The 25,440-nt window shown below is 61.5% G+C and carries 19 protein-coding genes; 4 read left to right on the top strand and 15 right to left on the bottom strand.

Annotated elements, in window-relative coordinates; all coding sequences use genetic code 11:
• Nucleotides 1-277 precede the first annotated feature (277 nt).
• From RCCGE510_RS08255 to RCCGE510_RS08245, 3 genes are all read left to right on the top strand, one after another.
• Entirely contained in the window at nt 278-2,080 is a 1,803-nt protein-coding gene (locus RCCGE510_RS08255) for an extracellular solute-binding protein (protein WP_007628944.1), read from the top strand.
• 63 nt (nt 2,081-2,143) lie between these two features.
• Nucleotides 2,144-2,815 (top strand): DsbA family oxidoreductase, encoded by a 672-nt coding sequence (locus RCCGE510_RS08250; protein WP_007628942.1) that lies wholly within the window; start codon nt 2,144-2,146, stop codon nt 2,813-2,815.
• Between the two features lie 330 nt (nt 2,816-3,145).
• Entirely contained in the window at nt 3,146-4,099 is a 954-nt protein-coding gene (locus RCCGE510_RS08245) for a phosphatase PAP2 family protein (protein ID WP_007628935.1), read from the top strand.
• A 118-nt stretch (nt 4,100-4,217) separates the two neighbouring features.
• On the opposite strand, the gene RCCGE510_RS08240 is transcribed toward RCCGE510_RS08245, so the two are convergent.
• The 3 genes from RCCGE510_RS08240 to RCCGE510_RS08230 are packed head-to-tail and all read right to left on the bottom strand — an operon-like array spanning nt 4,218 to nt 8,507.
• Nucleotides 4,218-4,685 carry an OsmC family protein gene (locus RCCGE510_RS08240; RefSeq protein ID WP_007628933.1) on the bottom strand — a complete coding sequence of 156 codons (468 nt, stop codon included), beginning with the start codon at nt 4,683-4,685 and terminating at the stop codon, nt 4,218-4,220.
• A gap of 16 nt (nt 4,686-4,701) precedes the next feature.
• On the bottom strand, nt 4,702-8,205 hold the full coding sequence (gene mfd / locus RCCGE510_RS08235) for a transcription-repair coupling factor (RefSeq protein WP_007628925.1): 3,504 nt from the start codon (nt 8,203-8,205) through the stop codon (nt 4,702-4,704).
• A complete protein-coding gene (locus RCCGE510_RS08230; RefSeq protein ID WP_007628923.1) occupies nt 8,202-8,507 on the bottom strand; it encodes a succinate dehydrogenase assembly factor 2 in 306 nt (101 codons plus the stop codon). Before RCCGE510_RS08230 ends, mfd begins: the two co-directional genes overlap by 4 nt.
• A 92-nt stretch (nt 8,508-8,599) precedes the next feature.
• Between RCCGE510_RS08230 and recG the strand changes: the two genes are divergently transcribed.
• Complete coding sequence (gene recG, locus RCCGE510_RS08225; RefSeq protein WP_007628922.1) at nt 8,600-10,705, top strand: ATP-dependent DNA helicase RecG; 2,106 nt, start codon at nt 8,600-8,602, stop codon at nt 10,703-10,705.
• Here the strand turns inward: recG and RCCGE510_RS08220 are convergent.
• The 12 genes from RCCGE510_RS08220 to RCCGE510_RS08165 form a co-directional block, all read right to left on the bottom strand.
• Nucleotides 10,702-11,409, bottom strand: a complete 708-nt coding sequence (locus RCCGE510_RS08220; RefSeq protein ID WP_037078100.1) for a DUF502 domain-containing protein — start codon at nt 11,407-11,409, stop codon at nt 10,702-10,704. The two genes, recG and RCCGE510_RS08220, sit on opposite strands and share 4 nt — an antisense overlap.
• A gap of 134 nt (nt 11,410-11,543) precedes the next feature.
• Nucleotides 11,544-13,370 carry a glutamine--fructose-6-phosphate transaminase (isomerizing) gene (gene glmS, locus RCCGE510_RS08215; protein ID WP_007628920.1) on the bottom strand — a complete coding sequence of 609 codons (1,827 nt, stop codon included), beginning with the start codon at nt 13,368-13,370 and terminating at the stop codon, nt 11,544-11,546.
• Between the two features lie 196 nt (nt 13,371-13,566).
• Nucleotides 13,567-14,928, bottom strand: coding sequence for a bifunctional UDP-N-acetylglucosamine diphosphorylase/glucosamine-1-phosphate N-acetyltransferase GlmU (gene glmU / locus RCCGE510_RS08210; RefSeq protein WP_007628919.1), 1,362 nt, complete (start codon nt 14,926-14,928; stop codon nt 13,567-13,569).
• Nucleotides 14,929-15,094: 166 nt separating this feature from the next.
• A complete protein-coding gene (locus RCCGE510_RS08205; RefSeq protein WP_007628918.1) occupies nt 15,095-15,880 on the bottom strand; it encodes a FadR/GntR family transcriptional regulator in 786 nt (261 codons plus the stop codon).
• 15 nt (nt 15,881-15,895) lie between these two features.
• Nucleotides 15,896-16,864: a galactofuranose ABC transporter, permease protein YjfF gene (gene yjfF / locus RCCGE510_RS08200; protein WP_007628916.1), complete on the bottom strand. Its 969-nt coding sequence runs from the start codon at nt 16,862-16,864 to the stop codon at nt 15,896-15,898.
• The gene (locus RCCGE510_RS08195) at nt 16,861-17,874 is read right to left on the bottom strand and encodes an ABC transporter permease (protein ID WP_007628914.1); all 1,014 of its coding nucleotides are present in this window, start codon (nt 17,872-17,874) and stop codon (nt 16,861-16,863) included. The genes yjfF and RCCGE510_RS08195 overlap by 4 nt, the downstream gene beginning before the upstream one ends.
• The gene (ytfR, locus tag RCCGE510_RS08190) at nt 17,871-19,394 is read right to left on the bottom strand and encodes a galactofuranose ABC transporter, ATP-binding protein YtfR (protein ID WP_007628910.1); all 1,524 of its coding nucleotides are present in this window, start codon (nt 19,392-19,394) and stop codon (nt 17,871-17,873) included. The genes RCCGE510_RS08195 and ytfR overlap by 4 nt, the downstream gene beginning before the upstream one ends.
• Nucleotides 19,395-19,615: 221 nt before the next feature.
• Entirely contained in the window at nt 19,616-20,578 is a 963-nt protein-coding gene (ytfQ, locus tag RCCGE510_RS08185; RefSeq protein WP_007628908.1) for a galactofuranose ABC transporter, galactofuranose-binding protein YtfQ, read from the bottom strand.
• Nucleotides 20,579-20,721: 143 nt separating this feature from the next.
• The gene (locus RCCGE510_RS08180; RefSeq protein WP_007628906.1) at nt 20,722-21,798 is read right to left on the bottom strand and encodes a BMP family ABC transporter substrate-binding protein; all 1,077 of its coding nucleotides are present in this window, start codon (nt 21,796-21,798) and stop codon (nt 20,722-20,724) included.
• A gap of 54 nt (nt 21,799-21,852) precedes the next feature.
• Nucleotides 21,853-22,773 carry an ABC transporter permease gene (locus RCCGE510_RS08175; protein ID WP_007628904.1) on the bottom strand — a complete coding sequence of 307 codons (921 nt, stop codon included), beginning with the start codon at nt 22,771-22,773 and terminating at the stop codon, nt 21,853-21,855.
• Complete coding sequence (locus RCCGE510_RS08170) at nt 22,770-23,855, bottom strand: ABC transporter permease (RefSeq protein WP_007628902.1); 1,086 nt, start codon at nt 23,853-23,855, stop codon at nt 22,770-22,772. The genes RCCGE510_RS08175 and RCCGE510_RS08170 overlap by 4 nt, the downstream gene beginning before the upstream one ends.
• Entirely contained in the window at nt 23,845-25,434 is a 1,590-nt protein-coding gene (locus tag RCCGE510_RS08165) for an ABC transporter ATP-binding protein (RefSeq protein WP_037078097.1), read from the bottom strand. The genes RCCGE510_RS08170 and RCCGE510_RS08165 overlap by 11 nt, the downstream gene beginning before the upstream one ends.
• Nucleotides 25,435-25,440: the final 6 nt, after the last annotated feature.

Here is a 25,440-nt window from a genome sequence, read left to right as displayed (position 1 = left end):
TCCGTCTCCTGATATCCGTTCGAGACGGCGACTTGCCGCCCCAACCTCGGGTCGTTCGGCACTCACCTCTTAAAAAAATAAGGCAAATGCATGACCCCGAAACTTCGGGTTCACCTGTTACATCGCAGCGTTCAAGATATCCAGCATTTCTTTGGCGATTTGAGGAGCATTTCGTCGCGATGCCAAAGAATTCGGCGCTCCGTGTTGGAATCGCTCGACCCCATGATAATCTCCGCGGTGAATCATGCCCCGTTTTTGTGGTCTCAAGGATTGCCGAATGCTCCGGATCATCGTCTTCCTCGTCTTGTCGCTGCTGTGCGGCGCTGCCGCCGCCGAGCCGCTGCATGGCATCGCGATGCATGGCGAGCCGGCTTTGCCGGCGGATTACAAACACTTCCCTTACGTCAATCCGGATGTGAAGAAGGGCGGCAGGATCACCTACGGCGTCGTTGGCACCTTCGACAGCCTCAACCCGTTCATCCTGAAGAGCATGCGCACGACGGCGCGCGGCATGTGGGATCCGGAATATGGCAATCTCGTCTACGAATCGCTGATGCAGCGCTCCAGGGACGAGCCCTTCACGCTGTACGGCCTGCTGGCCGAGACGGTCGAATGGGACGACGACAGGAGCTTCATCCAGTTCAACCTCAATCCGAAGGCAAAATGGGCCGACGGCCAGCCGGTGACGCCTGAGGACGTGATGTTCAGCTTCGAGCTGATGCGCGACAAGGGCCGCGTACCTTTCGCCAACCGCCTCAACGTCGTCGCCAAGATGGAGAAGGTCGGCGAACACAGCGTGCGCTTCACCTTCAACGAGAAGGCCGACCGGGAGACGCCTTTGATCTTCGGCCTTTTCCCGGTTCTGCCGAAACATGCGATCGATCCGGAAACCTTCGACCGTTCGTCACTGACGCCGCCTGTGGGATCCGGTCCCTACAAGGTGAAGACTGTGAAGCCCGGCGAGAGCATCACCTATGAACGTGATCCGAATTACTGGGGCAAGGACATTCCGGCCAAGGTCGGCACCGATAATTACGACACGATCACCGTCCAGTATTTCCTGCAGGATACGACGCTGTTCGAGGCTTTCAAGAAGGGTGATGTCGACGTCTATCCCGACGGCAATCCCGGCCATTGGGCCAATGCCTATAATTTCCCCGCCGTCACCTCGGGCTCTGTCGTCAAGGACGTGGCAACGCCGAAACTGCCGAGCGGCATGCTCGGCTTCGTGTTCAACACGCGCCGGCCGATCTTTGCCGATCTCAAAGTGCGGGAAGGCCTGTCGCTGGTGTTCGATTTCGAATGGGCAAACAAGAACCTTTATTCCAGTGCCTACAAGCGGACCCAGAGCTTCTGGCAGAACTCCGAGCTGTCAAGCTTCGGCGTACCCGCCAATGCCGCCGAGCTTGCCCTGCTCGGGCCGATCAAGAGCAAAATCGCACCTGACATTCTCGACGGCACCTATAAGCTGCCGGTCACCGACGGCTCCGGCCGCGACCGCAATGTGCTGAAACAGGCTGTTGGATTGTTGAAAGAGGGCGGCTATGCGATCCAGGGCGGCAAGATGGTGGATGCCTCCGGCCGCCAGCTCGCCTTTGAAATCATGACGCAGAATGCCGACCAGGAGAAGCTCGCCGTTGCCTATCAGCGATCGCTGCAGACGATCGGCATTGCCGCTTCGATTCGCACGGTCGACGATTCGCAATATCAGAGCCGGACGAACAGCTTCGACTACGACATGATCATGAAGTCCTACACTTCGTCACTGTCGCCTGGAAACGAACAGCTCGGCCGCTGGTCTTCGGCCTCCAAGACCCGCGAGGGCACCGACAGTTTCGCCGGTGTCGCCGATCCCGATATCGATACGCTGATCGACCATCTGCTCAGGGCGCGCTCTGCCGAGGATTTCACCGCAGCGGTGCGCGCCTACGACCGGCTGCTGCTTTCCGGCCATTACGTGCTGCCGCTCTACCATATCGACCAGCAATGGGTGGCGCGCAGCAAGCGCATCGGCCATCCCGACAGCGTGCCGCTCAATGGCTATCAGTTGCCGGTCTGGTGGGATACGAGCGTGCAGTAAGAAAGCCGAATCGGGCCGGCTGAAATTCTCCGTTCTGAGACGGATAGAATAAGGAAAATTATCATGGAGCGTATCACCATCGACGTCGTCTCGGATGTCGTCTGCCCCTGGTGCTATCTCGGCAAAGCGCGGCTGGATCTCGCCATCGCCGAGGTGCAGGACCAAATCGGCGTTGATATCAACTGGCGTCCGTACCGGCTCAATCCCGACTTCCCCAAGGAGGGTGTCGACCAGAAGAAGGCGCTGGCGGAGAAGCTCGGCGGCGAAGAACGGGTGGCGCAGGCCCATAAGATGCTCACTGATTTAGGGCGTGAGGTCGGCATCGCCTTCGATTTCGAAGCGATCAAGATCGGCCCGAACACGCTCGACGCCCATCGGCTGATCCACTGGGCGCTGATCGAAGGCCGCGAGAAGCAGGACAAGGTCGTTGCCGCCCTGTTCACGGCGAATTTTGAGGAAGGCCGCAATGTCGGCGACCACGCGGTGCTGCTCGATATCGCCGAGAAGGCCGGCCTCGACCGCTCGGTTATCGCCTCGCTGCTCGCCTCCGATGCCGACCATGATCTCATTATTGCCGAGATCACCGCAGCCCAGGAGATGGGCGTCAACGGTGTGCCGTTCTTCATCTTCGACCAGCAATACGCCGTCAGCGGCGCCCAGACGCCCGACGTGCTGGCAAACGCGTTGCGCGATATCGCCAAGGCGAAGGCCGAGGCGCGGTCGGGGCTGAACTAATACCGCCGGCCATGCGGGTCGAGATTTAAGAGCAGCGACAAAGCTGGGCCGAGGATTTCGCAATGCTCAAGCGCGCCGTCCTGCAAGTGGCGCCTGCCTGAGCCTATCTGCATCACAACGGGTCGGCTACCGTTCCCGGCCTTCATCGAAGGATATCATCATTATCCACCGACAGCGAACGATCATGGCGCATTCGAACGGGCTGGTTTCGAGCTTCATCCTCTCCCAGAAATACCTCATCAGGGTTGCAGACAGGCGTCCGACGACTATCAAATGCACGAAAACTTAACCTCTGGTTGATACTGCTTAGGGATGCATTATAAGGATCCCATGTCCGATACATCCAGAGCGCGAGGCTTTTTAATAGGTCTTACCGGATGCGCCTATGCCATCGTCCCAATACTGGCCTGGTTCGTTGGCCTATCGGTGGATCTAAGAGGCTTCGCCCAGCCAATCGGCGCCGCTCTGGTTTTCCTCATGGTCCTCGGCCCGCTTTGCCATTGGCGTAGAATCCCGTCTCTGAAATGCATCGTAGAATGCACCGGCTTCGGTGTATTGCTAACTGCGCCACTTGTAGTGTCCACCTACGTTGCTTTTGCTCTGAAGCAACCTCTGCAGGATCAACAGCTTCTACAATTGGATCGCCGTCTCGGTATCGATTGGTTGAGCTTGATTGCTTTTTTCGACACAAATCCGCTGCTCGCAAAATCATTGACCTTTGCTTATCAAACATTCCACCTTCAGCTTTTATTTCTTCCGGTGCTGTTAAGCCTATGCGGTCAACGCGCTCGCGCGTATCAGATCGTCGGCACATACGGCCTTATTTGTGTCATCGCGAGCATCATCACCATTTGGTATCCCGCGCTCGGAACCTACACTGATTTTGCAGTCAGTCCCCACGATCTCAAAAATATCAATGGCATGCTCGGCGTGGAATACGTCCCTCAAATCGTAGCCGTCAGGGATGACCCAAATTTTATCCTGCAATTACAGTATGCAAGCGGCATCATCTCTTTCCCGTCGGTCCACGCGGCGGTGGCTGTATTGTGCAGTTGGGGCGCTTGGATAATAAGATGGATTCGATTTCCGATGATCTTCTTGAATGCATTGATGCTGCTGTCCGCCATCACCGAAGGCGGCCACTATGTGGTCGATTTGGTTGCTGGAATTGGTGTTGCGGGCTTCAGCATAGCCTTTGTGTTATATATTTCCCGTGGCGGCAGCGTCCAATTTTATCCAGGGAAAACACGTAGTGGATTTAGTACCTTAGCATCGGACCGCTAATTGTACGCAATCCGGCTCTTCAGCTGACGAATCATATCAAGGGACCTGAATGAGCAGCGCATTCCAGCTTCCCTGCAACGCGAAGTTATAGGGTTTCTTGCCTGATAACGGCTCCCACTTAGCCCAAAACCGGAACGCAACGCACCTCGGTCTTCACCGAATTGGCGATGAAGCATTCGTCGTGGGCGCGATGGTGCAGGGTTTCGAGTTCGCTTCGGGAGGGCTGCTTGTCGCCGGAGAAGACGACATGCGGTCTCAGCGTCACGACGGTGATGGCGAGACGGCCTTCGGCATTCCTCTCCATGATGCCCTCGGCGGCATCGGTGTAGCTGTCGACGCAGAATCGCTGCTTTGCGGCAATCGACAGGAACCAGAGCATGTGACAGCTGGAGAGCGAGGCGACGAAAGCCTCTTCCGGATCGACGGCGTCTTCGACCGAATAGGGCAGCGGAACGACATGCGCCGAGGAGGACGCCCGCACCTCGATGCCGCCGTCGAAGGTCCAGCGATGGGCGCGGCTGTAGCGGGTATCGGTGAAGGTCTCGCCGTCTCGCTGCCAGGCGATCGTTGCGCCGTATGTAGCCACGCCCGTCTCCCTCGGTCTATTTCGCCATCTCGGCCAGTTGCGTCATGATAACGGCAGCGCCCTGCAGGCGTTTTTCCGGGGTCGGCAGGTCGCGGGTCAGGAACAGGCTGTGGTCGGGGCGGATCTTCGCCATCGCGCCCTGCTTGCCGATATAGCCGACGAGGTTTGCCGGGTTGGGGAATTCCTTGTTACGGAACTGCACGACGACGCCCTTCGGGCCGGCATCGAGCTTTTCGACATTGGCGGTGCGGCAGAGCGACTTGATGTAGACGATCTTCAGCAGGTGCTGGACCTCGATCGGCATCGGCCCGAAGCGGTCGATCATCTCGGCGCCGAAGCCGTCGATCTCCTTGAGTTCGGTGATTTCGCCAAGACGGCGGTAGAGCGCCATGCGTAGGTGCAGGTCGGGAACGTAGCCCTCCGGGATCATCACCGTCGTGCCAACCGATATCTGTGGCGACCAGCCGGTATCGTGGATCTCGTCGACACCTTTGACCTCGGCGACCGCCTCTTCCAGCATCTGCTGATAAAGTTCGAAGCCGACCTCCTTGATGTGGCCCGACTGCTCTTCGCCGAGCAGGTTGCCGGCGCCGCGAATATCGAGATCATGGCTTGCCAGCTGGAAGCCGGCGCCGAGCGTATCCAGCGATTGCAGCACCTTCAGCCGGCGCTCAGCGGTGGCCGTCAGCACCTTGTTGACAGGCAGGGTGAAGAGCGCGAAGGCGCGCACCTTCGAGCGGCCGACGCGGCCGCGCAGCTGATAGAGCTGGGCAAGGCCGAACATATCGGCGCGGTGGACGATCAGCGTGTTGGCTGTGGGTACGTCGAGGCCGGATTCGACGATGGTGGTCGACAGCAGCACGTCGTAACGGCCTTCATAAAAGGCATTCATGATGTCTTCGAGTTCGCCGGCCGGCATCTGGCCATGGGCGACGGCGACCTTCAGCTCCGGCAAATCCGACTGCAGGAAGGCATGCACATCCTCCAGGTCGGCAAGCCGCGGGCAGACATAGAAGCTCTGGCCGCCGCGGTAATGCTCGCGCATCAGCGTCTCGCGGATGATCAGACTGTCGAAAGGCGAGATGAAGGTGCGCACCGCCATGCGGTCGACCGGCGGCGTGGTGATCAGCGACAGTTCGCGCACGCCGGTCATCGCAAGCTGCAGCGTACGCGGGATCGGCGTTGCCGACAGCGTCAGCACATGCACGTCGCTCTTCAGCTCCTTCAGCCGCTCCTTGTGCTTGACGCCGAAATGCTGCTCCTCATCGATAACAAGCAGGCCGAGATTGGCGAACTTGATGCCGGCGCCGAGCAGCGCATGGGTGCCGACGACGATATCGGTCTTGCCTTCGGCGACTTCCTTCTTGGTCAGCGCCAGTTCCTTGGCTCCAACCAGGCGCGACGCCTGCTGGATGCGCACCGGCAGGCCGCGGAATCGCTCGGAAAAAGTCTTGAAATGCTGGCGGGAGAGCAATGTCGTCGGCACGACGATGGCGACCTGGGCGCCGTTCATCGCCGCGACGAAAGCGGCACGCAGCGCCACTTCGGTCTTGCCGAAGCCGACGTCGCCGCAAACGAGGCGGTCCATCGGCCGGCCGGCGCCGAGATCGGAGCGCACGGCCTCGATCGCAGCATCCTGGTCTTCGGTCTCATCATAGGGGAAGCGGGCGGCAAATTCGTCGTAAAGGCCTTCCGGCGTCGTCAGCATCGGCGCATGGCGCGTCAGGCGCTCGGCGGCGATGCGGATCAGCGCATCAGCCATATCGAGCAGCCGCTTCTTCAGCTTGGCCTTGCGCATCTGCCAGGCGCCGCCGCCGAGCTTGTCGAGCTGGGCCTCGGTGCCCTCACCGCCATAACGCGAAAGAAGGTCGATATTTTCGACCGGCAGGAAGAGCTTGGCCTCGTCGGCATATTGCAGTTCGAGGCAGGCATGCGGGGCGCCTGCGGCCTCGATGGTCCTCAGCCCGATGAAGCGGCCGATGCCGTGTTCGGCGTGGACGACGATCGAGCCTTCGTCGAGGCCTGCGACTTCCGAGATGAAATCGGCAGCGCGCTTGCGGCGCTTGGAGCGGCGCACCATGCGGTCGCCGAGAATATCCTGCTCGCCGATGACGACGAGGTCGCCGGCTTCGAAGCCGGCTTCGAGACTGAACACGGCGGCGGCCGCCTCGCCTCTCGCCAGCGAGCCGAGATCCTTCAGCGCCTCGATCGGCTTGACCTTTTCCAGGCCGTGCTCGTTCAGCACCTGCAGCAGGCGCTCCAGCGAGCCTTCGGTCCAGGCAGTGACGAGCACCTTCGCCCCGCCGGCACGGCGGTCGGCGATATGTTTGACGACGACGTCGAAGATGTTGATGCGTTCGGCATCGCCGCCGCCTTCGGCGTTCGAGCGAGCCCAGCGCTGGCCCTGACGGGCGTCGATATTGACGACGCGGCGCGCCTCGCCCTCATGCTCGTTGAAGGGGCTGATGCGGATCGCCCCGAGCGCGTCGAGGGTTTTGGCGAAAAGCTTGCTGTCGAGGTAGAGTTGGCCGGGCGTCACCGGCTTGTAGGGCGTGCCCTGCGCCATCTGGCCCTTGGCCGGCTGGCCGGAATTCAGGCGGGCGTCGTAATAATCGAAGACCAGCTTGGAGCGCTCTTCGGCCGCTTCACGCACCGTATGGTCGGTGGCGATACGGAAGCCGCTGAGATAATCGAAGACGGTATCGAGCTTCTCGTAGAACAGCGGCAGCCAGTGCTCCATGCCCGGATAACGGCGGCCTTCGGAGACGGCGAGATAGAGCGCGTCGTCGCGCGTGGTGGCGCCGAAAGCGGAGAGGTAATTCTTGCGGAAGCGGCTGATCGTGTCCGGCGTCAGCGTCACCTCGCTCATCGGGTTGAGATCGAGGGAGCGCACCTGCCCGGTCGTGCGCTGGCTTCCTGGATCGAAGCTACGGATCGATTCCAGCGTATCGCCGAAGAAATCCAGGCGGACCGGCTCTTCCGAACCCGGCACGAAAACATCGAGAATGCCGCCGCGCACGGCATATTCGCCGACCTCGCGTACGGTTGCGACACGCTCAAAGCCGTTGCGCTCCAGGCGGCCAGCAAGATCGTCCATGCGCAGCTGGTTGCCGGGACGGGCCGAAAAGCTCAGGCTTTCGATGACATCCTGCGGCGCCACCTTCTGCAGCATGGCATTGGCGGTGACGAGCACGATGGCCGCATGCGGCTTCTTCCGGTGGGCGATGAGGCCGCCGAGTGCTGCGAGCCGGCGGGCCGAGGTATCGGCACTCGGCGAAACGCGGTCATAAGGCAGGCAGTCCCAGGCCGGCAGGGTGAGAACCGGAATATCGGGGGCGACAAAGCCCAACATCTGCTCGAGGTCGGCCATGCGATGGCCGTCTGATATGACATAGGCGACCGGCTCTCCCGCTCGGGCGAGCTCGGCGAGCAACAGAGGTTCCAGACCTGACGGCACATTGCCGATCGTCAGCGGCTCGGCAATGGCCGCAAGCTTCTTCGCATCGAAACCAGGGATCATTCCGGCGTCCTGAGGGGCTTGTCGAAATCGGGGGTGTAGGCGGCAAGGCGGGTAAACATCGGTGTCTGGAAACGCTCAGGCACAGGCCATGTTCCCATGATCCAGCGAACGAGATCATTGTCCTCTTCCGCCATGATCGTCTCGAATTCGTCGAGCTCTTCCTCCGACAGCGTCGCAATCTCGGCTTCGGCGAACTGGCCGAAGACCAGGTCCATCTCGCGGATGCCGCGGTGCCAGCAGCGGAAAAGGATCCGGCGTCGGCGCGGGTCGAGACCGGCACTGGTGAGCGTGACACCTGTCATGGCATTACCTTCCTGTTGATGCGCCTCTATAGACCCTGGAAAGCGGCTTGTCAGCCTTGCCAAGGCCGCATTGTTCATCGCATTTTGGCAGCATGCGCCCCGCCATTCTCGATCCTCTGTTTTCCCCAATTTCAGGCCTTCCGGGCGTCGGCCCGAAGATCGCCGACCTACTGGTCAAGCTGCTCGGGCGCGAGACGCTGGAGGATTGCCGGGTCATCGATCTGATCTTCCACGCGCCTTTTTCGCTGATCGACCGGCGCAACCAGCCGGGTATCGCCCGCGCGCCGCAGGGCGCGATCGTGACCATCACCGCGCGCGTCGACCGGCACCAGGTGCCGCCGCGCGGCAAGAGCAATAACCCCTACCGCGTTTTCCTGCATGACGAGACCGGCGAGCTGGCGCTGGTCTTCTTCCGCGGCCAGGCCGCCTGGCTGGAAAAACAGCTGCCGATCGATACGGAGGTGACGGTCAGTGGCAAGGTCGACTGGTTCAACGGCCGCGTCTCGATGGTGCATCCCGATTATATCGTCAGGGCGGAGGAGGCAGAGAACCTGCCGCTCGTCGAGCCGATCTATCCGCTGACGGCGGGGCTTTCGCCGAAGACGCTGCGCAAGATCATCGACGCTGCCCTGCCGCGTTTTCCTGAATTGCCGGAATGGATCGATCTCGCCTTGACGCAGAGAGAGGGCCTGCCGTCGATCCGCGACAGCTTCCATATGCTGCACGAGCCACGCGACCCTGCCGATATCGACGCGCAGGCCCCTGCCCGGCGGCGACTTGCCTATGACGAATTCCTCGCCGGTCAGCTGTCGCTGAGCCTGGTGCGGCAGAGGCTGCGCAAGATGGCGGCCCAGCCGGTGCATGCGACGGGAGACATCAGCGGCAAGATCCTGAAGTCCCTGCCCTTCTCGCTCACATCAAGCCAGAACGAGGCGATCGCCGAGGTCTTAAAGGACATGGCCAGAGCCGAGCGCATGCTGCGGCTGCTGCAGGGCGATGTCGGCTCCGGCAAGACGCTGGTGGCGCTGATGGCGATGGCGGCGGTCATCGAGAGCGGCGGCCAGGCCGTGCTGATGGCGCCGACCGAAATCCTGGCACGGCAGCACCATGCGACGATTTCAAAATTCGCCGCCTCCGCCGGGCTCGGCATCGAGATCCTGACCGGCCGCACCAAGGGACGTGAGCGGGAGGACATCCTCGAGCGCATCGCCTCGGGCGCAGCGCAGATCATCATCGGCACGCATGCGCTGTTCCAGGATAGCGTCACCTACGCAAAGCTGATGCTGGCCGTGGTCGACGAGCAGCACCGTTTCGGCGTGCATCAGCGCTTGAGGCTGACCGCCAAGGGCATCTCGCCGCATATGCTGGTGATGACGGCGACGCCGATCCCGCGCACGCTGGTGCTTGCCGCCTTCGGCGATATGGATGTTTCCAAACTCACCGAGAAACCGGCCGGCCGCAAGCCGATCCAGACGATCACCGTGCCGATGGAACGCACCGGCGAAATCGTCGGGCGGCTTCAAAGCGCAATTGTCGAGGGCAAAAAGGCCTACTGGATCTGCCCGCTGGTCGAAGAGTCCGAAGAGCTCGACTTGATGTCGGCCGAGGAGCGGCATGCGACGCTGGTCTCGGCACTCGGTCCTAATGTCGGCCTCATCCACGGCCGGATGAGCGGCCCGGAGAAGGACGCGGCGATGATGGCGTTCAAGAACGGCGAAACCCGTCTTCTGGTCGCCACCACCGTCGTCGAGGTCGGCGTCGACGTGCCGGATGCGACGATCATGGTGATCGAGCATGCCGAACGCTTCGGCCTGGCACAATTGCATCAGCTGCGCGGCCGCGTCGGGCGCGGCGACGAGGCTTCGACCTGCATCCTTCTCTACAAAGGGCCGCTCGGCGAAACCGGCCATGCCAGGCTGTCGATCATGCGCGAGACCGAGGACGGTTTCCGCATCGCCGAGGAGGACCTGAAGCTGCGCGGCGAAGGCGAATTGCTCGGCACCCGCCAGTCCGGCACGCCGGGCTTCCGCATCGCCAGCCTCGAGGCGCATGCCGACCTCTTGGAAATCGCCCGCAAGGACGCGGCCTATCTCATCGAGCGCGATCCGGAATTGACCAGTGACAGGGGAACGGCGATCCGTACCCTGCTCTATCTCTTCCGCCGCGACGAGGCGATCCGTTTTCTCAGGGCTGGTTAGTCGGCTTTAGAAACCGCCACCGGCTTTGGCCGCGGCAAATGTTTCTGCTTCGGCTCGGACGGCTTGTGTCCGGGGGCGACGAGACCGCCGGAAATCAGGAATTTGGCGGCGTCTTCCGGGCTCATGTCGAGCATGACGATCTTATCGCGCGGCACGAAGACGAGGAAACCGGCCGTCGGCACCGGCGTCGGCGGCAGGAAGACGGCGACCATATCCTGGCCCATGGCGTTGAACTTCGACGCGATCTCGCCCTTGGCATCGGTGGCGATGAAGACCAGCGCCCAGAGGCCGGGACCGGGATATTCGATGAGGCCGACCTTCTTGAAGGAATTCGCCTGTTCCTTCAGCACGGTTTCGAAAATCTGCTTCACGCTTCTATAGATCGTGCGCACCAGCGGCATGCGCTGGACGATCGATTCGCCGAAACGGACGATGCTCTGGCCGATCAGGTTCTTGCCGAGAAAGCCGACGACGGTGATCAACACGATGGCGGTCAGCAGACCGAAACCGGGAATGGCGAAATTGAGATAGCTTTCCGGGTTCCAACGCGCCGGAATATAGGGCCTGACCCAGCTGTCAGACCAGTGGATGAAGGTCCAGGTCAGCCAGATGGTAATGGCGATCGGCGCGCAGATGATCAGGCCTGCGAGAAAATTGTTCCTTAACCGGGTCGCCACCGGCATTCTGGGGGTGTTGTCGGTCATCTCTACTGATGAACTCCATCTCAGTCCTGGACAGGCCGGTACGCCGGCCCTTCCCCCTTGTCCGCCGACCAAAATTGCCAGAATTCGGGGCCCGGCACAATATGTTTCGAAGCGAAGATCGGGTCGTTACAGGCTTATTCCACGGTCACGGATTTCGCCAGATTGCGTGGCTGGTCGACATCGGTGCCCATGAAGACGGCGGTGTGATAGGCGAGCAGCTGGATCGGCAGCGAGAAGATCATCGGCGCGATGATTTCGTCGACAACCGGCAGGGTGATGGTCGCCATGGTCGGCAGTTTCGAGGCCGCCGCACCCGCCTCGTCAGTGATGAAGATGATGCGGCCGCCGCGGGCTGCAACCTCCTGCATGTTCGAGACGGTCTTTTCGAAGAAGCGGTCGTAGGGAGCGATGACGATGACCGGCATGTTCTCGTCGATCAGTGCGATCGGTCCGTGCTTCAACTCGCCGGCAGCATAACCTTCGGCATGGATATAGGAGATTTCCTTGAGCTTCAGCGCGCCTTCCATGGCAAGCGGGAAGCTGGTGCCGCGGCCGAGATAGAGCACGTCCTTGCACTTCGACAGCTCCCGCGCCAGGCTTTCCATCTGCGGCTGGATAAGGTTCAGCACCCGGCTCATGATGCGCGGCATTTCGGCCAGATGGCGCACCAGCGCCCTCTCCTCATCGGCACTCACCGTGCCGCGCGCCTTGCCGGCGCCGATCGCCAGCGATGCCAGCACGGCCAGCTGGCAGGTGAAGGCCTTGGTCGAGGCGACGCCGATTTCGGGGCCGGCCATGATCGGGAAGACGGCGTCGGATTCGCGCGCGATCGTCGATTCGCGGACATTGACGACGGCGCCGATCTTCAGGCCGTTGTCGCGGCAATAGCGCAGTGATGCCAATGTATCGGCGGTTTCGCCTGATTGCGAGATGAAGAGCGCTGCCTGCGATGGCGACAGCGGCATTTCGCGGTAGCGGAATTCGGAGGCGACGTCGATCTCGACCGGCAGACGGGCATAGCGCTCGAACCAGTATTTGCCGACGAGGCCGGCGAGATAGGCTGTGCCGCAGGCCGAGATCGCCAGGCCGGTCGCCGCCTTGAAGTCGATCGCCGCGGCATTGGCGCCAATCGTGTTCTCGGCGAAATCGACGTAATGGCTGAGTGCGTGGGAGATCACCTCCGGCTGTTCGTAGATTTCCTTTTCCATGAAATGGCGGTGGTTGCCCTTGTCGACGACATAGGCGGTCGCCTGCGAGATCTGCCGGGCGCGCTTGACCGGCTTGCCGGCGAAATCGATGACGGCGACGCTGTCGCGGGTGAGAACGGCACAATCGCCGTCGACGAGATAGGTGATCTCGTTGGTGAAGGGCGACAGCGCAATCGCATCCGAACCCAGGAACATCTCGCCGCGGCCATAACCGACCGCAAGCGGCGGGCCCGAACGGGCGGCCATGATCGTGCCGGGATCGGCCTTGAGCATGACGGCCAGCGCATAGGCGCCGGTCAGTCGGTTCAGCATCTGCAACATTGCGGCGCGCGGCTCCAGGCCCTCGCGCAGGTATTTGGCCATCAGCTGAGCGACGACCTCGGTATCGGTCTGGGTTTCAAAGACCGAACCCTCGGCGGTCAGTTCGTCGCGAAGCTCGGAGAAATTCTCGATGATGCCGTTATGGACGACGGCGACACCTTCGACGAAATGGGGATGGGCATTGGTTTCGTTGGGAACGCCGTGGGTCGCCCAGCGCGTATGGGCGATGCCAACCACACCCGGCAGCGGTTCGGCGTCGAGGCGTTTTTCCAGATTGAACAGCTTGCCTTCGGCGCGGCGGCGATCCATCACGCCGTCATGGATGGTGGCGACGCCGGCGGAATCATAACCGCGATATTCCAGGCGCTTCAGCGCATCGACCAGGCGCCCGGCAACAGGCTGAGTTCCGACGATCCCGACAATGCCGCACATACAATATCCCCACCCGAGCATTTTTGAGGAAATGCTCTTTCTGTTTTCTTCGCGCAATTTCCGGACGCAAAACCGCTGCGCACTTTTGCTGGAATTGCTTTTGGCCCAAATAACGAGGCCAGTCCTAATCATTTCCGCTTATTTCTCAATCACCTCGGCGGTCACTTTGAATTTCCGCCAGTTACGCAGAGCGCCCTCAAGCCTTGGCCTTCTTCGCCGTCTTGATGGCGAGCGCCCGCTCGCGCAGCAGTGTCGCGCGGCCGGGCTTGATCTCCTGGCGGGCGCGGCCGAGCGCCAGCGCATCGGCCGGCACATTCACGGTGATGACGCTGCCGGAAGCGATATAGGCGCCGTCGCCGATCGTCACCGGCGCGACCAGCGAGGAGTTGGAACCGATGAAGGCGTTTTCGCCGATCACCGTCTCGCTCTTGTTGACGCCATCATAATTGCAGGTGATCGTGCCGGCGCCGATATTGCTGCCGGCGCCGATGACGGCATCGCCGATATAAGTGAGGTGGTTGACCTTGGCGCCCTCGCCGATCCGGCCATTCTTGACCTCGCAGAAATTGCCGACCTTGGCGCCGTTGCCGAGATCGGCACCCGGCCGCAGCCGCGCGAAGGGGCCGACGGTCGCACCCTGACTGACATGAGCACCTTCGATATGCGAGAAGGCATGGATGACAGCGCTGCTGTCGATCACCGCGCCGGGACCGAAGACCACATTCGGCTCGATCAGCGCATCCTGGCCGATGACTGTGTCGTAGGAGAGAAAAACGGTTTCCGGCGCGATCATGGTGACGCCGGCCAGCATCATCTGGTGGCGGCGGCGCTGCTGCCAGAAGCGCTCGATGACAGCGAGTTCGGCTCGGGTGTTGCAGCCGGTCATCTCGATTTCAGGGGCATCGACGGCGGTGACACGCCCGCCGAGCGAACGGGCGATCTCGACGAGATCGGTCAGATAAAATTCGCCCTTGGCGTTGTCGTTGCCGATGCGTGAGAGCAGATCGAGTGCCTTGCGGCCGTTGATCGCCATCAGTCCGCTGTTGCACCAGGTGACGGTGCGCTCGGCATCGGTGGCGTCCTTCTCCTCGCGGATGGCGATGAGTTCGCCGTCCTTGACGAGCAGGCGGCCGTAGCCGGTCGGGCGGTCGGTGTGGAAGCCGATGACGACGATATCGCTGCCATCGGCAAGGCCCTGGCGGGCGGCCTTGAGGGGACCGTCGGTCTGCAGCGGTACGTCGCCATAGGTGACGAGGATATCGTCGTAACCCTTGGCAATCGCTTCGCGCGCCGCCAATACCGCGTGGCCGGTGCCGAGGCGTTCCTTCTGCAGGCAGGATTCGATGCCGACACCGCCAATGCTTGCTGCCTTTGCCACGTCCTCGGCATCGCGGCCGACGACGAGTGCGACGGACGAGATGCCGGCGGAGGCGACCGCCTCGACCACATGGGCAATCATCGGCCGGCCGGCAACCGGATGCAGCACCTTCGATTTCGAGGATTTCATTCGCGTGCTGTCACCGGCGGCAAGGATGACGGCAAGACAAGTGCGTTCCATGATGTGCTCCGCGAATCCGCGCCATGAGGCGGCTTTCTTGCCTCTTACTGCATAATTCCAGAAATCGGAATCGATTTTCGGAAAGCACGATGCGTGGATTGAAAGTCGTGCAGCGTCCGTTGCGCGCCCGAAAAAGACGCGCGGCGCTCTCAGATCAGCAAAGTCTTTACAGGTGTGAAATTTCGGCCGAAATCGGCACTATGACGGTCTCCGAACCGCGGGCGGCGAAGGCCTCGTGCACATGATGGCGGCCGTCCAGGATGACAAGCTCCATCGCGCGGCGCGCCGCAAGGCTGTCGCCGGCAACGATCGCGTCGACGATGCGCATATGTGTGTCGGCGATATCGGCGAAGCCGTTTTCGGATGGCGGCGTGCTCATGCGGAACATGCCGACCAGGGCCGCCTCGATCAGGCTGCCCAAGGTGCGCATGAAGGGATTGTGCGAGGCCTCGGCGAGCGCCAGGTGAAAGTTAAGGTCGGCGAGTGCCAGGCTGTCGGCAGTATGGCCGCTCGCGGCCATCTCGAGCGCCAGTTCGCGCAGCGTCTCGATATCTTCGGCATTCGCCCGCTCGGCGACGAGACCGGCGGCGAAGGGTTCGATGGCGAGACGAATATCGTAGAGCTGCAGCAGGAACTCTTCCGTCACGCCATTGTCGAAGTGCCAGGCGATGATCTCGCTGTCGAACATGTTCCAGAGGTTCTTCTCGGTCACACGCGTGCCGACCCGCGCCTTGGCGACGACCATGCCCTTGGCGGCAAGTGTCTTCATCGTCTCACGCAAGACGGTGCGGGACACCTTGAAGCGTTGCGCCAGTTCGGTGTCGCCAGGCAGGATCGAGCCGACGGGATAGGTCCCGGCGACGATACCCTTGCCGAGTTCGTCGACCACCTGCGCGTGGCTCGTCCGGGCTCTGCGTCCCGTCTTGCGGGTCTCGTCCAATTTGTTGCGCAAGCGATCCCTCTCCCCTCAGGCGTACCTCTTGTTCAGACCGGAAACGAACAGGATGGCTTTCTGCATCAGGATGAATGCAAACAGCAGAAGGCCAATCAGGATCTTGGTCCACCAGCTCGACAGCGTACCGTCGAAGGTGATGTAGGTCTGAATGAGCCCCTGGATCAGGATACCGATCAAGGTTCCCGCCACGAATCCCGCTCCTCCGGTCAGCAGCGTCCCCCCGATGACGACCGCCGCAATAGCATCGAGTTCGACGCCGACTGCTGCAAGAGAATATCCGGCAGAGGTGTACAGCGAAAAAACGATCCCGGATAGGCCTGCCAGAAAGCCCGACAGCGCATAGATCTGGATAGTCGTGCGTCCCACAGGCACACCCATCAGCCGCGCCGTCTGCGGGCCGCCGCCAAGGGCATAGACGTTGGTGCCGAAACGGGTGCGTTGGGCGATGAAGATGCCGACGGCAAAGACCAGAAGCATGATGCCGCCGATCAGCGTCAGCCGGCCGCCTCCAGGCAGACGGTAATAGAGGCTGGTCAGCGTCGAATAATATTCGTGGTCGATCGGGATGCTGTCGATCGAGAGCACGAAGGCCATGCCGCGCGCCAGGAACATGCCGGCAAGCGTGACGATGAAGGCCGGCATTTCGAGATAGTGGATGATTGCGCCCATGACCGCGCCGAAGGCGGTGGTGACGACGAGCACCAGCGCGAAGGCAAGCAGCGGGTGGATCGAGGTGTTCTGCAGGATCACCGCAAGGAAGACGCCGGTGAAGGCAATGACCGATCCGATCGACAGATCGATGCCGCCCGAAATGATGACGAAGGTCATGCCGACGGCGGCAATGCCGAGAAAGGCGTTGTCGGTCAAAAGATTGCCGATGACGCGCGTCGACAGCATGTTCGGATATTGCAGCGTGCAGCCGGCATAGGCGAGCACGAAGATGACGATGGTCGCAAGCAGCGGCAGGTATTTGGAGTTCATTTCGGCTGCTCCCTGCCGCTCTGCCGGCGGCTGGCGAAGATGGCAAGCGATTGCACCGCTGGCGACTGGATGACGAGGATGACGATAATAATGACGGCCTTGATGATCAGGTTGAATTCAGGCGGGAAGCCGGAGGACAGGATGCCGGTATTCACCGCCTGGATGATCATCGCGCCGATCAGCGATCCGAGGATGCTGAAGCGACCGCCGAGCAGCGAATTGCCGCCGACGACGACGGCGAGGATGGCGTCGAGTTCGAGCCAGAGACCGGCATTGTTGGCGTCGGCGCCCTTGATGTCGGCGGCGACGATGATGCCCGCAATCGAAGCGCAGAGCCCGCTCAGCATATAGACCGCCATCAGCAGCACCGGCGTTTGAATGCCGGAGAGCGTGCTGGCGCGGCGATTGATGCCGACGGCCTCGATCAGCATGCCGAGCGCCGTTCGGCGGACGAGCAGGATGACGAGCAGACCGACGAGCAGCCAGATGACGACAGGCATCGGCAGCAGGGCCATGGAACCGCTGCCGAAGAAGGTCAGGCCGTCATCGTTGAAGGTCAGGATGGCGCCTTCGGTGATCAGCTGGGCGATGCCGCGGCCGGCGACCATCAGCACCAACGTGGCGATGATCGGCTGGATATTGAGGACTGCCACGAGGAAACCGTTCCAGACGCCGCAGGCAATGCCGATCGCCAGCGTCAGGATGACGGTGTAGGCAACTGAATTTCCAGCGACAATCGACGAGGCCGCGACGGCGCCGCAGATGGCGACGACCGCACCGACCGATAGATCGATGCCCTTGGTGGCAATCACCAGCGTCATGCCGATCGCCAACAGTGCCACCGGCGCGCCGCGGTTCAGCACGTCGATCAGGCTGCCATAGAGCCGACCATTTTGAACCACGACATTAAAAAACTGCGGTGACGTTATGAAATTTAACAGAAGAATGACAGCGAGCGCGATCAATTGCGGCGCCAGGCGATATGCCAGCGTCTTCAGCGAGGACTTCATGCTTGCTCCATCTTGTGCTCGGCGGCGGCGATGGCATCGACGATACCGGCGGCGGTGATGCGCTCGCCTGTCAGTTCGGCGATATGCTGCCTGTCGCGAAGTACGATGACACGTGAACTATAGGCGACAAGCTCTTCAAGTTCCGAGGAAATCACGATCAGCGACATGCCGTCGGCGCAGAGCTGCTCGATGAGCTTAATGATCTCGGCATGGGCGCCAACATCGATGCCGCGGGTCGGCTCGTCGAGGATCAGAAACTTGGGATTGGTCGCCAACCAGCGGGCGAGGATCGCCTTCTGCTGATTGCCGCCGGAGAGCAGCCGGATCGGCTTTTCGCGATCGGTGGTACGAATATCGAGCGCCTTGATGTAGCGGTCGGCAAGCGCATTCTGCTCGGCGCGCGACAACGGCCGCGTCCAGCCGCGACGGGCCTGCAGCGCTAAAGCAATGTTCTCCCGGATCGACAGGTCGCCGACGATGCCGTCGGTCTTGCGGTCCTCGGGGCAGAAGCCGAAACCTTTTTCGATTGCGGCGCGCGGGCTCGAAAGCGTGACCGGCTGACCGTCGATCGTGGCGCTGCCGCTGTCGGCATGTTCGATGCCGAAGAGAAGTTCGGCGGTTTCGGTGCGGCCGGAGCCGAGCAGCCCGGCAATGCCGACCACCTCGCCGGCGCGGACGTCGAGATCGAAGGGCATGACCTTGCCGCGTTTGCCGTAGCCTGCAAATCGGTATCGGACCTCGCCGGCCGCAAGACTGCGTTCCCTGACCGCCTCCTCGACATGGGCCAGTTCGCGGCCGAGCATCATGGCGATCAGGCCCTGGCGCGGCAGATCGGCGGCGTCGCGGGTGCCGACGAGCTTGCCATTGCGCAGCACGGTGATGCGATCACTGATCGCATAGACCTGCTCGAGAAAATGGGTGATGAAGACGATGCCCAGACCGCGCTTCTTCAGGTCCTCGATGATGCGGAAGAGCAGCGCCACTTCCTGATTGTCGAGGCTTGCCGTCGGTTCGTCCAATATCAGCACCTTGCCGGAAAGATCGACGGCACGGGCGATGGCGACCACTTGCTGGACAGCGACGGAAAAACGGCCAAGTTCGGCAGTGACGTCGATATCAACGCCGTAACCGGTCAGCAACTCGCGCGCCTTGCGGTTCATCGCCCGCACGTCGGTCATGCCGAAACGCCTTGGCTGGCGTCCGAGAAACAGGTTTTCGGCGACGCTCAGATTGGCCAGGAGGTTGACCTCCTGGTAGACGGTGCCGATGCCGAGCTTCTGGGCGGCGAGCGTATTGGCCGGATTGATTTCATGGCCGTCGAGCTTCAGGCTTCCCTCGTCACGATGATAGGCGCCGGTGATGCACTTGATCAGCGTCGATTTGCCGGCACCATTCTCACCAAGCAGCGCGTGCACCTCGCCCTTGCGCAGCGTGAAATCGACCTTGTCCAACGCCACTGCGCCGGGAAAAAATTTCGATATTCCGGAAGCGGCGAGAACGTTCTCGAAATCGTGAGTCATAAGGGTCTGTTTTCCTGATATTGACGGCAAAAGCCGCGCCGCGGCCGGACATGAGGTCCCAAGGCGGCAAGGCAGTTCCGCACCGGTCCATGACGGGCCGGTGCGGTTCTACAGCGCCACGCATCTTTATGGCGCGTGAGGCTGCAGCGCTTTGAATGCTGCATAATTTTATCGTCAAATCGATTCCGATTTCACGAATTATGCAGCGGGGTCAAATCAGATCAGTAGCCCTGACCCTTCTTCTCTTCGTAGACCTTCAACGGCTCGTCGGCAGGGGTGTAGAGCTTGGACTCGGTCTGGATCCACTTCGCCGGAGCCTTCTTGTCCTTCAGATAGGCTTCGAGCGCGTCGAAGGCCGGGCCTGCCATGTTCGGCGTCAGCTCGACCGTGGCATTGCTTTCACCTTCGGACATGGCCTTGAAGATATCCGGAACGGCGTCGATGGAGACGACGAGGATATCCTTGCCTGGCTTCAGGCCGGCTTCCTTGATCGCCTGGATGGCGCCGACGGCCATGTCGTCGTTGTGGGCGTAGAGAGCGCAGATGTCCTTGCCGCCATTTTCGGCTTTCAGGAAGCTTTCCATGACTTCCTTGCCCTTGGTGCGGGTGAAGTCACCGGTCTGGCTGCGAACGATCTTGAGGTTGTCGTGACCGGCGAGAGCTTCTTCGAAGCCCTTCTTGCGGGCGATGGCCGGCGACGAACCGGTCGTGCCCTGCAGTTCGACGACGTTGCACTTCTTGTCGCCGACAGTCTTGACCAGGAAATCGCCTGCGACCTTGCCTTCATGAACCAGGTCTGAGGTCACAGCCGTCAGGTAGAGATCGTCCGGAGCCTTGATGGTGCGGTCGAGAAGGATGACCGGAATCTTGGCTTCCTTGGCTTCCTTGAGAACGTCGTCCCAGCCGGTTTCAACGACCGGCGCAATGAGAATGGCATCGACGCCCTGAGCAATGAAGGAGCGCAGAGCCTTGATCTGGTTTTCCTGCTTCTGCTGCGCATCGGCGAACTTCAGATCGATGCCGCGCTTCTTGGCCTGCTCCTTAGTCACGGTCGTTTCAGCCGCACGCCAGCCCGATTCCGAGCCGATCTGCGAGAAGCCGACGGTCAGCCCGGCGGCCGAAGCCGAACCGAACATGCAGGCAGCAAGAATCGTGGCACTCAAAAGTGCAGTCTTCAATTTCATGATTTCCTCCCAAGCCGCATCTCGCGGCGCAGGGTCAAAAAATCATATAGTATTACTTTTGTAAATCGGAATCTTGGGATGCACTGCAGCAAAAAAAGAGCGCCCACAGAGGGCGCCCTTCGCAACTGCGAATTGAAGACGACTTATTGCGCCGGCAGCTTGTCGTCGACGCCTTCGACATAGAAGTTCATGCCGAGCAGCGTGCCGTCATCGGCCTTCTCGCCGGCCTTCAGCCAGGGGGTGCCGTCCTGCTTGTTGATCGGGCCGGTGAAGGGATGCAGCTCGCCCGACTTGATCTTGGCTTCGGTTTCCTCGGCCATCTTCTTCACGTCGTCGGGCATGTTGGTGTAGGGCGCCATCTTCAGGATGCCATCCTTCAGGCCGTCCCAGCTCTGCTCGGACTTCCAGGTGCCATCCAGAAGCGCATGGATGCGCTTGGAGTAGTAGGTGCCCCAGGTGTCGACAATCGCCGTCAGCTGCGCCTTGGGACCGGCTGCGATCATATCGGACGCCTGGCCGAAGGCGTGGATGCCGCGTTCTTCGGCAACCTGCATCGGCGCCGTCGTATCGGTGTGCTGGGTCAAGACGTCGACGCCCTGGTCGACCATCGCCTTGGCGGCATCGGCTTCCTTGCCCGGGTCGAACCAGGTGTTGACCCAGATGACCTTCAGCTTGAAGGTCGGATCGACCGACTTGGCACCCTGCTCGAAGGAGTTGATGCCCATCACCACTTCGGGAATCGGGAAGGAAGCGATGTAGGCGGCGCCGTGATTCTTAGAGGTTTTCGCGGCAATCTGGCCTAGGATGTAACGGCCTTCATAGAAACGCGAATTGTAGGTGGCGAGGTTCGGGCCGGACTTGTAGCCGGTGCCGTGCTCGAACTTGACGTCCGGGAACTTGGCGGCCACCTTGACGGTCGCATCCATGAAGCCGAAGGACGTCGTGAAGATCAGCTTGCAGCCGGAACGGGCAAGACGCTCGATGGCGCGCTCGGCATCCGGGCCTTCCGGTACGTTTTCGAGGTAAGGTGTGTCGATCTTGTCGCCGAATTCGGCCTGGACCTGCTGACGGCCGAGATCGTGGGCTTGCGAATAGCCGCCATCGGTGTGCGAACCGACATAGACGAAGCAGACCTTCGTCTTGTCAGCGGCCTGAGCAGCGGAGGAGATGCCGATCACGGCGGCGGCCGAGGCGGCAAGTGTGAATGCGAACTTCTTCATGGTGACCCCTGTTGGTTTGAAGTTATTGCGGAAACCCGTCTTTGTGTTCTTGCCCTATCGCTCCGGCACAAAGGCTTTTCCGAGCGAGGCGGGCGTGTTGATCAACGTCGTGCGCCGATTATGGGAAATGATGATGAGAACCACAATAGTCGCGGCATAGGGCAGCATCGAGAGGAACTGCGAGGGAATGCCGAGACCGAAAGCCTGCGCGTGCAGTTGCAGGATGGTAACCGCGCCGAAGAGATAACCGCCGGCAAAAACCCGCCACGGCCGCCAGGAGGCAAAGACCACCAGCGCCAGCGTGATCCAGCCGCGACCGGCCGACATGTTCTCCGCCCATTGCGGGGTATAGACGAGCGACAGCTGGGCGCCGGCGAGACCGGCACAGGCACCGCCGAACATCACCGCCAGATAGCGCGTGCGGATAACCTGAATACCGAGCGCATGGGCCGAACCGTGACTGTCGCCGATAGCCCTCAGCTTCAATCCGGCGCGACTGCGGAACAGGAACCAGCTGACACCGACCACAAGCGCAATCGACAGGTAGAAGATCAGATCCTGCCTGAAGAGAACGTGACCGATGACCGGAAGATCCGACAAGGCCGGAATGACGATCTCTCCCAGCCGGACGCCGGGCACGCTGACATAGGCCTCGCCAAGCATGCCGGAGGCGCCGAGGCCAAGAAGGGTGAGCGCCAGTCCCGTCGCCACCTGGTTCGCCACCAGCGTCAGCGTCAGGAAGGCAAACAACAGCGAGAAAAGCGCACCTGCCGCAATGCCGCAGACGATGCCGACATAGGGCGAGCCCGACATTTGCGCGCCGGCAAAAGCGGCGACCGCGCCCATGATCATCATGCCTTCGACGCCGAGATTGAGAACGCCGGAACGTTCGGTGACGAGTTCGCCGAGGGCGGCAATGACGAGCGGCGTCGAGGCGGTAATGACCGTCAGCAGAATGGCTTCGAAGATGCTCATACCGCCCCGCCCCTTAGCCGCGCCCAGGCAATGCGGATTTTGTAATAGATCAGCGTATCGCAGGAGAGCACGAAGAACAGCAACAGCCCCTGGAAGACGCGGGTGACCTTGTCGGAAACGCCGAGCGACAGCTGTGCCGCCTCACCGCCGAGATAGGTCAGCGCCAGCACCAGGCCTGATGCAATGATGCCGAGCGGATTGGGGCGGCCGAGGAAGGCGACGATGATGGCGGTGAAGCCGTAGCCCGGCGAGATCGCCGGCTGCAGGTGGCCGATCGAGCCGGAGACCTCGGATATCCCGGCAAGGCCGGCAAGCGCGCCCGAGAACAGGAAGCTGAACCAGATCATCTTCTTCGACGAGAAGCCGGCAAAGCGCCCTGCCCGTTCCGACTGGCCGAGCACGACGATCTCGAAGCCTTTCAACGTATAACGCAGCATGAACCAGACGCCGATAGCCGCGACGATGGCGAAGACGAAGGCCCAATGCGCCCGGCCCGATTCTGCCCAGATTGCCGGCAGCACCGCTTCCGGCGCAAAATCGCGCGACACCGGAAAATTGAAGCCCTTCGGATCGCGCCAGGCGCCGCGGATCAGCCAGTCGAGGAAGAGCTGGGCGATGTAAACCAGCATCAACGATGTCAGAATCTCGTTGGTGTTGAAATGCGCCTTCAGCAACGCCGGAATGGCGGCGAAAAGCGCACCGCCGAGCGCACCGAGGATGAGCATCAGCGGCAGCACCAGCGGCGAATGCCAGTCGTAAAAGACGATCGGCAAATAGGAGCCGGTGATGGCGCCGATGGTGAACTGCCCTTCAGCGCCGATATTCCAGTTATTCGAGCGATAACAAACGGCAAGGCCGACGGCGATCAGGATCAGCGGTGCGGCCTTGATCGCCAATTCGTGCAGCGACCAGACCTCGAGCAGCGGCTCGACGAAGAAGGCATCCAGCGCCTCGACCGGATCCTTACCGAGCATGGCGAACATGATGGCACCGAACACCAAGGTCAGCACAAGGGCCAGCAGCGGCGAGACGAAAGCGTAAAGCTTCGAGACGTCGGGGCGTTTTTCGAGTTCAATGCGCATAGGGCGCCTCTTCAATGCGCATGGGCGCCTCCGGGGCACCACCGCTCTGGTGCAAGCCGCCCATCAGCAGGCCGATCTTTTCACGCGTCAGTTCGCCCGCGGGAAACGGGCTGGAAAGCCGGCCCTCGCAGATGACGGCGATATCGGTCGCCACTTCGAAGATCTCGTCGAGATCCTGGCTGATGACGACGACGGCCGAACCGCTTCTGGCGAGATCGACCAGGGCCTGACGGATGCGGCTTGCAGCACCGGCATCGACGCCCCAGGTCGGCTGGTTGACGACGAGGACGGCCGGCTGGCGGTCGAGTTCGCGGCCGACGATGAATTTCTGCAGGTTGCCGCCGGACAAGGAACCGGCGGCCGGATCATCGCCGCTCTTGCGGACATCCATCGCCTCGGAAATGCGCCGCGCGGCAGATTTCACCGCCCCATGGCGGATGATGCCGAGCAGGCCGAGAAACGCCTTGCGGTCGGACTGGCTGCGGGCGAGCACCAGATTGTCCGATAGTTTCATGGCGGAAACGGCGGCATGGCCGTGACGCTCCTCCGGCACGAAGCCGGCGCCGAGCAGACGGCGGGCGGTAATGCCCTGATTGCCCACGTGCTTTTTGCGGATGGTGATCGCGTCGGCCGACGCGACCGGATATTCGCCGGACAGCGCATCGAAGAGCTCGCTCTGGCCGTTGCCGGCGACACCGGCAATGGCAAGGATTTCGCCAGCGCGGACCGTCATCGAGACATCGCGCAGCGGCATGGCGAAAGGCGTGCGGGCTGCGACGGAAAGATTGGCGACGGCAAGCTGCACATCGCCCTTGTCGCTGCGCTCCGGATGGGTGACGGTCGCCACCTCGCTGCCGACCATCATGCGGGCGAGCGAAGCGGGCGTTTCCTGCTTCGGATCGCAGGCGCCGGTGACGCGGCCATGGCGCAGCACGGTGGCGCGATCGCAGATGCGCTGCACCTCTTCCAGGCGGTGGCTGATATAGAGAACCGACCGGCCCTCGGCGCGCAGCTTGAAGAGCGTCTCAAACAGCCTGTCGGCCTCCTGCGGCGTCAGCACTGAGGTCGGCTCGTCGAGGATGATCAGCTTCGGGTTCTGCAACAGCGCACGGACGATCTCGATGCGCTGGCGCTCGCCGACCGAGAGATCGGCGACATGGGCATGCGGGTCGAGCGGCAGGCCGTAAGCTTGCGACAGCGCCCTCGCCTCCTCGGCGATCCTGTCGATCGGGACGGCGTCATCGAGCGAAAGTGCGATGTTTTCGGCAACCGTCAGCGCCTCGAACAGCGAAAAATGCTGGAAGACCATGCCGATGCCGAGCTTGCGGGCCTCACCCGGCGAGGTGACCGAGACCTGCTTGCCCTGCCAGAGGATGTGCCCGTCCGTCGGCTCCAAAACGCCGAACAGCATCTTCACCAGGGTGGATTTGCCGGCGCCATTTTCGCCAAGCAGCGCATGAATTTCGCCCGGCGCTATATCGAGATCGATTTCATTGCAGGCGGCAAAGCCACCGAAGAACTTCGTCAGCTTCTGGACGGATAATAACGCACCGGAATCCGGCACATTCAATGGCGACACGTTCCC

The organism is Rhizobium sp. CCGE 510, assembly GCF_000292525.1.
In the GTDB taxonomy this organism is placed as follows: Bacteria; Pseudomonadota; Alphaproteobacteria; order Rhizobiales; family Rhizobiaceae; genus Rhizobium.
The sequence above is the reverse complement of the archived record's forward strand: the minus strand, read 5'-3'. Positions and strand labels throughout refer to the sequence as shown.

Bases quoted from the DNA above. Each gene is read 5' to 3' on its own strand.
- RCCGE510_RS08255 (WP_007628944.1), top strand. From the start codon at position 278: ATGCTCCGGATCATCGTCTTCCTCGTCTTGTCGCTGCTGTGCGGCGCT.
- RCCGE510_RS08250 (WP_007628942.1), top strand. From the start codon at position 2,144: ATGGAGCGTATCACCATCGACGTCGTCTCGGATGTCGTCTGCCCCTGG.
- RCCGE510_RS08245 (WP_007628935.1), top strand. From the start codon at position 3,146: ATGTCCGATACATCCAGAGCGCGAGGCTTTTTAATAGGTCTTACCGGA.
- mfd (WP_007628925.1), bottom strand. From the start codon at position 8,205: ATGATCCCTGGTTTCGATGCGAAGAAGCTTGCGGCCATTGCCGAGCCG.
- RCCGE510_RS08230 (WP_007628923.1), bottom strand. From the start codon at position 8,507: ATGACAGGTGTCACGCTCACCAGTGCCGGTCTCGACCCGCGCCGACGC.
- recG (WP_007628922.1), top strand. From the start codon at position 8,600: ATGCGCCCCGCCATTCTCGATCCTCTGTTTTCCCCAATTTCAGGCCTT.
- RCCGE510_RS08220 (WP_037078100.1), bottom strand. From the start codon at position 11,409: ATGACCGACAACACCCCCAGAATGCCGGTGGCGACCCGGTTAAGGAAC.
- glmS (WP_007628920.1), bottom strand. From the start codon at position 13,370: ATGTGCGGCATTGTCGGGATCGTCGGAACTCAGCCTGTTGCCGGGCGC.
- glmU (WP_007628919.1), bottom strand. From the start codon at position 14,928: ATGGAACGCACTTGTCTTGCCGTCATCCTTGCCGCCGGTGACAGCACG.
- yjfF (WP_007628916.1), bottom strand. From the start codon at position 16,864: ATGAACTCCAAATACCTGCCGCTGCTTGCGACCATCGTCATCTTCGTG.
- RCCGE510_RS08195 (WP_007628914.1), bottom strand. From the start codon at position 17,874: ATGAAGTCCTCGCTGAAGACGCTGGCATATCGCCTGGCGCCGCAATTG.
- ytfR (WP_007628910.1), bottom strand. From the start codon at position 19,394: ATGACTCACGATTTCGAGAACGTTCTCGCCGCTTCCGGAATATCGAAA.
- ytfQ (WP_007628908.1), bottom strand. From the start codon at position 20,578: ATGAAATTGAAGACTGCACTTTTGAGTGCCACGATTCTTGCTGCCTGC.
- RCCGE510_RS08180 (WP_007628906.1), bottom strand. From the start codon at position 21,798: ATGAAGAAGTTCGCATTCACACTTGCCGCCTCGGCCGCCGCCGTGATC.
- RCCGE510_RS08175 (WP_007628904.1), bottom strand. From the start codon at position 22,773: ATGAGCATCTTCGAAGCCATTCTGCTGACGGTCATTACCGCCTCGACG.
- RCCGE510_RS08170 (WP_007628902.1), bottom strand. From the start codon at position 23,855: ATGCGCATTGAACTCGAAAAACGCCCCGACGTCTCGAAGCTTTACGCT.